We start from the raw sequence: 7,234 nt of genomic DNA on the forward strand, positions 1-7,234 counted from the left end.
CTCCGAAATGGCAAATTTCTTTATCGACAGGCCGGTCTTCGCCTGGGTGATCGCGATTGTCATCATGTTGGCCGGCGTGATGTCGCTACGTGCGCTGCCGATCTCCCAGTATCCGGACATCGCGCCGCCGACGATCAGTATCAATGCGACGTATCCGGGCGCCTCGGCCAAGGCGGTCGAGGACTCGGTGACGCAGGTTATCGAGCAGCAGATGACGGGCCTCGACGGGCTCGACTACATCTCCTCGACCTCCAGTTCGGCCGGTACGGGCTCGGTCACGCTGACCTTCCGGACCGGAACGGACCCGGACATTGCGCAGGTCCAGGTGCAGAACAAGCTCTCCCTCGCCACGCCGCTCCTGCCGGAGCCGGTCCAGCGGCAGGGGGTCGTGGTCAACAAAGCGAATGACAACTTCCTGCTGATTACGTCGCTCTATTCGCCGAACGAGACCTTCGACCAGACGGACCTTGGCGACTATATCCGGACCAACATGTACGATCCGATCAGCCGGGTCGAAGGTGTGGGCCGGGTGCAGCAGTTCGGGTCCCAGTATGCGATGCGTATCTGGCTGGATCCCGACAAGCTGTCCCAGTACAACCTCGTCGCGGCCGACGTCGTTTCGGCGATCCGTGCCCAGAACACGCAGGTTTCTGCCGGCTCGCTCGGCGGGGCGCCGGCTGTGGAAGGCCAGGAGATCAATGCGACGATCACGCTGCAATCCCTGCTCTCGACGCCTGAAGAGTTTCGCAACCTTCTGATCAAGACGACGCCGGACGGCGGGTCGGTGCGGATCGAGGATGTCGGCACCGTCGAGATGGGCGCCGAACAGTATGCCTTCGTCTCGAAGTTCAATGGCTATCCTGCCTCCGGCTTTGCCGTCTCGCTTTCGGCGGGCGCGAACGCGCTGGATACGTCGGAAGCCGTCAAGCAGAAGGTCGAGGAACTTGCGCGGGACCTGCCGGAAGATGTCGAATACGCCTTCCCGGTCGATCAGACGCCGTTCATCGAGACCTCCATCCACGAAGTTCAGAAGACGCTGTTTGAAGCCGTCATCCTGGTCTTCCTGGTGATCCTCGTCTTCCTGCAGAGCCTGCGCGCGACATTCGTTCCGATGGTTGCTGTGCCTGTGGTCCTGCTGGGCACACTGGTGGTGCTGCTGACGCTCGGCTTCTCGATCAACACGCTGACCATGTTCGCCATGGTGCTGGCGATTGGTCTTCTGGTCGATGACGCGATTGTCGTTGTGGAGAACGTCGAACGGGTCATGGAAGAAGACGGGCTGGAGCCGCGTGAGGCGACCCGGAAATCCATGCACCAGATCACCGGGGCCCTGATCGGTATTGCTGTCGTCCTCTCGGCAGTGTTCGTGCCGATGGCCTTCTTCCCGGGCTCTGCCGGTCTTATCTACCGGCAATTCTCGGTCACGATCGTGTCGGCGATGGCGCTATCGGTGGTCGTTGCCCTTGTCCTCTCGCCAGCGCTTTGCGCGAGCGTCCTGAAGAAAAAGGGCCATTCGAGTGGCCGGGGTCTGCTGGGGAAACCGGCTGCGCTTTTCGATAGCGGTTTCGACCGTCTGCGCCTCGGATATGAACGTACAGTCGACCGCGTCCTGCGCCGGCGCTGGATATTCCTGGGCGTGTTCGTGCTGATTGTCGCCGGTGTGGCGGTCGGCTTCACGCGTCTGCCGACATCCTTCCTGCCGCAGGAAGACCAGGGCCGTGTGATTACGCTGGTCCAGCTTCCGCCCGGCTCCAGCCTGGAACGGACAGCCGGCGTGATGGAAGACGTCAACGACTATTATTTCGAAAATTATGGCGATGAAGTGAAAGGCCTTTTCACCCTGTCAGGCTTCAGTTTCGCTGGGCGTGCCCAAAATAACGGGATTGCCTTTGGCGCGCTGGCAGACTGGTCGGAGCGGATGGGGCCGGGCCAGTCGGCCAGTGATATTGCCAACAGTGTCTCCGGACGCTTTGCCAGCTATTCGGAAGCCCAGATCTTTTCCATCGTGCCACCGCCGATCCCCGCGCTTGGTAACGCGGCCGGCTTCGATATGTATCTGCAGGATACCAGTGCCCAGGGGCATGCGGCTCTGATGCAGGCCCAGGGGCAGTTGCTTGGCATGGCCAATCAGCAGCCTGAACTGACCAGCGTGCGTCCGAACGGCCTGTCCGATAGCGCTCAATACAATGTCGACATCAACTACCAGAAGTCGCAGGCGCTGGGTGTGCCGGTCAGCAGCGTGACCGATCTGCTCTCGGTTGCGTTTGGTGGCCGGTATGTGAACGACTTCCTCGACCGTGGACGCATCAAGCGCGTCTATGTTCAGGGCGAGACAGAGGCCCGGATGCAGCCCGAGGATCTGGGCGACTGGCGTGTACGCAACTCCAATGGCGGGATGACGCCGATCGAGGAGCTTGTAGACGGTAGCTGGACCTACGGTTCGCCGCAGTTGCAGCGCTATAACGGTCTGCCCGCTGTGAACATCCAGGGGGCGCCCGCGCCGGGCATCAGCTCTGGTGTCGCAATGGACAAGATCGAGCAGCTCGTCGAGGAACAGCTTCCAGGCGTCGGCATGGAATGGACCGGTATCAGTGCGCAGGAGCGTGAAGCCGGCAATCAGGCCATGCTGCTCTATATCCTGTCGATCCTGTTCGTCTTCCTCTGCCTGGCGGCCCTCTATGAAAGCTGGGTCGTGCCGGTGGCTGTGCTGCTGGTCGCTCCGCTCGGTGTCCTCGGCGCCGTTGCGGCCGCACACCTTCGCGGGCTGGACAATGACATCTTCTTCCAGGTGGCCTTGCTGACCACGGTGGGGCTGGCGTCGAAGAACGCGATCCTCATCGTCGAGTTTGCCCGGGATCTGGAGAAGCAGGGCATTGAACTCTTCAAGGCGGTCGAGGAAGCCGTGCGGATGCGTTTCCGCCCGATCATCATGACCACCTTTGCCTTCGGCTTCGGTGTGCTGCCGCTTGCGCTCAGCACGGGCGCCGGTGCAGCTGGCCGGGTGGCCATCGGTACGGCGGTCATTGGTGGTTTGATAACCTCTATCCTGTTGGGCTTGTTCTTCGCACCGCTCTTCTATGTTGTGGTACGCAAGCTCACGGGTACACGCCCGCTGACGGACAACAAGACTTCGGAGGCTTCAGCATGAGCCGAACATCCCTTCTCATGGCTGCAGCCGGATCGGCCCTGATCCTGTCCGGCTGCATGACAATCCGCGAGCCCTATGACCGTCCGGAGGCTCCGATCCCGGAGGCCCTGCCGGTCACGGACGCGAATGGCGAAGAGATCAGCCCGCTTGTCTGGCAGGAAGTCTACCAGAACCCGAAGCTTCGTGAGCTGGTCGGTCTGGCCCTGGACGAGAACCGGGACCTGCGGGTCGCGGCGGCCAATGTCCAGCTGGCACGGGCGCAGTATGGCATCACCCGGGCCCAGCGCCTGCCGACTGTGACGGCCAGCGGCTCCGTGACCGAAGGCGGGACCTTCGATGACGATGATGGGGGCTTTTCCGGCGGTGGCGGCGGCTTCGGCGACAATGCCCGGGCGAGCCTCGGCGTAACGGCCTATGAGCTGGATCTCTTCGGCCGCGTGGCCAATCTCAATGAAGCCGCGCTGCAGGCCTATCTTGCCTCGGAAGAGGGGGAGCGGGCCGCCAAGATCTCGATCGCGGCGACTGTAGGCGAACTCTGGATGCGACTGGCCGCTGACAAGGCGTTCCTGGCTCTTGCCGAGGACACCGTCGATGTCCAGTCGGAATCGCTTGATCTCACCCGCGAGCTTTTCGAGGCCGGTGTCGCCACCGAACTCGATGTGCGCCGGGCGTCGTCCAGTGTCGAGACGGCACGGGCGCAGGCGGCTCAGTTCACCGCCCAGGTGGATCAGGACCTCAATGCCCTGCGTTTCGTGGTTGGCACCCGGCTGCCGGATGGCGTTCTCGAAGCCGCGGAGCTGAGCCAGTCCGCCCTCGATGGCGACCTGCCGGTTGGCCAGTCTTCGCTGGTCCTGCTGAAACGGCCCGACGTGCAGCAGGCCGAGCGTCAACTTTTGTCGGCGAACGCCAATGTCGGGGCGGCCCGCGCGGCCTTCTTCCCGACCATCTCTCTGACGGGAAGTATTGCCTATTCCAGCACGCAGCTCGACGATCTTTTCGACGGGACGGCTGGCTGGAGTGTTGGGCCGTCAGTCTCGCTGCCGATTTTCGATGCCGGCGCGCGCCAGGCCAATCTCGATGTCAGCGAGGCGCAGCGTCAGCTGGCCGTCGCCAATTATGAGCAGGCCATCCAGGTCGCGTTCCAGGATACGGCCAATGCCTTGGCTGTGGGGCGCACCATCGATGACCGGGTCGCGGCGCTGACCCGCCTGGTCGAGGACACCGCCGTGACACGGGACCTTTCGGAAGAGCGCTTCCAGGTCGGTGTCGACGATTATCTCTCGGTGCTCGATTCCCAACAGCTCTACTATGATGCCCGCCAGCAGCTGATCCAGGCCGAGCTGGACCGTAGTCTCAACACGATCGCCCTTTACCGGGCGCTCGGGACCTGGCCGGAAGAAGACGCCCGTCCGCAAGAGGATGGCGGCGCCTGATCGTCCGGCCGGACGTTTGATCTCTGGATGGCGCGCGTAAAGTTGACACGCGCGTCATCTAGACAGCGGGTGCATTTCAATGTTCACTTGCCGGCATGAGTGAAAGCCATGTCGATGTTCTCATTGTCGGGGCCGGCCTGTCCGGCATCGGCGCTGCGTGGCACTTGCAGAAAAAGTGTCCCGGCAAAAGCTATGCAATCCTCGAAGGCCGTGAGGCGATTGGCGGGACATGGGATCTGTTCCGCTATCCGGGCATCCGCTCCGACAGCGACATGCATACGCTCGGCTACATCTTCAAACCGTGGAAGGATCGCAAGGCCATCGCGGATGGGCCGGCAATCCTGAAATATGTCCGCGAGACAGCGGAAGAAAACGGCATCGACCGGCATATCCGTTTCAATCATCTCGTGCGCCGCGCCGCCTGGGACTCGCAGACCGCGACGTGGTCGGTCGAGGCGGAGGATTCGAAGACGGGTGAGACCCATCGGTTGAGTTGCAACTTCCTTTACATGTGCTCGGGCTATTACTCCTATGAAGGCGGCCACCGGCCCGACTTCCCGGGGGAAGCCGCGTTCGAGGGCAAAATCGTCCATCCACAGCAGTGGCCGGACAATCTCGACTATGCCGGCAAGAAAGTGGTCGTCATCGGTTCGGGCGCGACGGCTGTGACGCTGGTGCCGGAGATGGCGAAAACCGCCGCGCACGTCACCATGCTTCAGCGCTCGCCCACCTATGTCGTCTCCCGTCCGGCCGAAGATGCGCTCGCGAACCGTCTGCGCAAATGGTTGCCGGAGAGCTGGGCCTATGGCCTCACGCGCTGGCGCAATATCCTGTTTCAGATGTTCTTTTTCAATCTGGCACGCAAGCGCCCGAAAAAGGTGAAGCAGCGGCTCCTCGACATGGCGAAGGAAGAACTCGGCCCGGACGTCGACGTCGAGACGCACTTCAATCCGAGCTACAATCCATGGGACCAGCGCCTGTGCCTCATTCCGGACAGTGATCTCTTCAAGGCGCTGAAAGATGGCTCGGCCTCGGTCGTGACCGACCATATCGAAAGCTTTACGTCTGAGGGAATCAGGCTGGTCTCAGGTGAGACGCTCGAGGCGGACATCATCGTGACGGCGACCGGGCTGAAACTGGTCTTTCTCGGCGGGATGGATATCTCGGTCGACGGCCAGCCGGTCGTGCCATCGCAGATCCATGGCTATCGCGGCGTGATGTTCGAGGGCATTCCGAATCTTGCCTCCACCTTTGGCTATACGAATGCGTCCTGGACGCTGAAGGCCGATCTGACAGGCGATTTCGTCACCCGGCTGCTGAACCGGATGGAGCGCGACGGCTATGATATGGTCCGTCCTGTGGCCGATGGCGATCTTGGCGACGAGCCCTGGCTGGATTTCTCGTCGGGCTATGTCCAGCGCGCGATCGACCATCTGCCGAAGCAGGGCAGCGAGACGCCCTGGCGGCTGCATCAGAACTATCTGAAGGACATTTTCCTCCTGCGCCACGCCAACCTCGATGACGGTGTGCTGCGATTTGGAAGGGCAGGCGAAGCGACGGCTACGGACGATCAGGCCGATGGAACGCCGCTTGCTGCAGAATAGGAGCGTTTGAACTGCATCATGCCCGCAAAAAATCTTGAACGCGGCCCGCCCTAGTCGTATGTGCGAGCGCAGTGCCGCCTTAGCTCAGTTGGTTAGAGCGCTAGATTGTGGATCTAGAGGTCCCCCGTTCAAACCGGGGAGGCGGTACCATTCTCCCCGAAATTTGACGCCTGATTCGTCCGTTCCATTACAGATTCCGGCACAACCCGTGCGAGTTTCGGGCGACATTGTGGCGAGGTCGCAGGAATGTTGCATTTACGCCGCGCCCCGGTGAAAAAACTGGGAGTTTCAATAATTTTCGGGCTTTCTCATCTCGTCTAGGGAACAAAACTTCTATAGATGAGTAGTCACACGGAATGGTCCGTTAGTCTCTGCGGTCGGTGGGCAATAGTGCTCATGCGGCTCACAAAAGGGGATGAGTATGAAAAAAACTCTGATGTGTGCGACAGCCGCGGCCGCCTTGGCGTCTGCTGGCAATGTTGCCGTAGCCCAGGACGGTTGGTATGGCCGTGCCGATCTCGGCTACACGTTTGAAGGCACGCTCGATCACGATCCGGAATCAAATGCGCCGTATACGCTCGGCGGTGATTCGGATCTGTCCGATGGTCTTGGCGGTGTCCAGCTCGGGCTCGGTTACGGGTTCGACAACGGCTTCCGTCTTGAAACGACGTTCGGTTATCGCGGCGGCAGCCTCAATCCCGACGGTGTCGTGAATGGCGGTACGCCTCCGCCCAACCCGCCGATGGTTTATGACCAAGGCTCTGATGGCAAGCTGAACATGTACGACCTCATGTTCAACGGCCTCTATGATTTCAATCCGGAAGGCGCTGTCCAGCCCTATCTTGGTGCTGGTATCGGTCTCGCGCAAATGCGCGCCGAGGCTTTCAGCCTTCGCTCCCTGAACACCGCAACGGGTGAAACCTACACCTCGAACGGCTTCAGCGATGAAGATACAAGCCTTGCCTATCAGTTCCTGGCCGGTATCGGCTATGACCTGACCGAGCAGCTGACGCTCGACATTGGCTACAAGTACTTCTTCACCGACAATT

Annotated in this window: 4 protein-coding genes and 1 tRNA gene; all 5 read left to right on the forward strand. The window is 61.2% G+C overall.

The features are described 5' to 3' along the window. Nucleotides 1-7 precede the first annotated feature (7 nt). Entirely contained in the window at nt 8-3,148 is a 3,141-nt protein-coding gene (locus B8784_RS16060; protein ID WP_084398917.1) for an efflux RND transporter permease subunit, read from the forward strand. Continuing rightward, complete coding sequence (locus B8784_RS16065) at nt 3,145-4,581, forward strand: efflux transporter outer membrane subunit (protein WP_084398918.1); 1,437 nt, start codon at nt 3,145-3,147, stop codon at nt 4,579-4,581. Before B8784_RS16060 ends, B8784_RS16065 begins: the two co-directional genes overlap by 4 nt. Nucleotides 4,582-4,676: 95 nt before the next feature. Continuing rightward, the gene (locus B8784_RS16070; protein ID WP_084398919.1) at nt 4,677-6,185 is read left to right on the forward strand and encodes a flavin-containing monooxygenase; all 1,509 of its coding nucleotides are present in this window, start codon (nt 4,677-4,679) and stop codon (nt 6,183-6,185) included. 73 nt (nt 6,186-6,258) lie between these two features. Continuing rightward, nucleotides 6,259-6,335: transfer RNA gene (locus tag B8784_RS16075), tRNA-His, on the forward strand. A gap of 271 nt (nt 6,336-6,606) precedes the next feature. After that, nucleotides 6,607-7,234, forward strand: a 628-nt coding sequence (locus B8784_RS16080; RefSeq protein WP_233356196.1) for an outer membrane protein, incomplete at its 3' end; no start/stop codon positions are given.

It is taken from the genome of Henriciella aquimarina (genome assembly GCF_002088975.1).
GTDB classification, from domain to species: Bacteria; Pseudomonadota; Alphaproteobacteria; order Caulobacterales; family Hyphomonadaceae; genus Henriciella; species Henriciella aquimarina.

Excerpts from the sequence above, each read along its gene's own strand:
- B8784_RS16060 (WP_084398917.1), top strand. The coding sequence starts at position 8 with ATGGCAAATTTCTTTATCGACAGGCCGGTCTTCGCCTGGGTGATCGCG.
- B8784_RS16065 (WP_084398918.1), top strand. The coding sequence starts at position 3,145 with ATGAGCCGAACATCCCTTCTCATGGCTGCAGCCGGATCGGCCCTGATC.
- B8784_RS16070 (WP_084398919.1), top strand. The coding sequence starts at position 4,677 with ATGAGTGAAAGCCATGTCGATGTTCTCATTGTCGGGGCCGGCCTGTCC.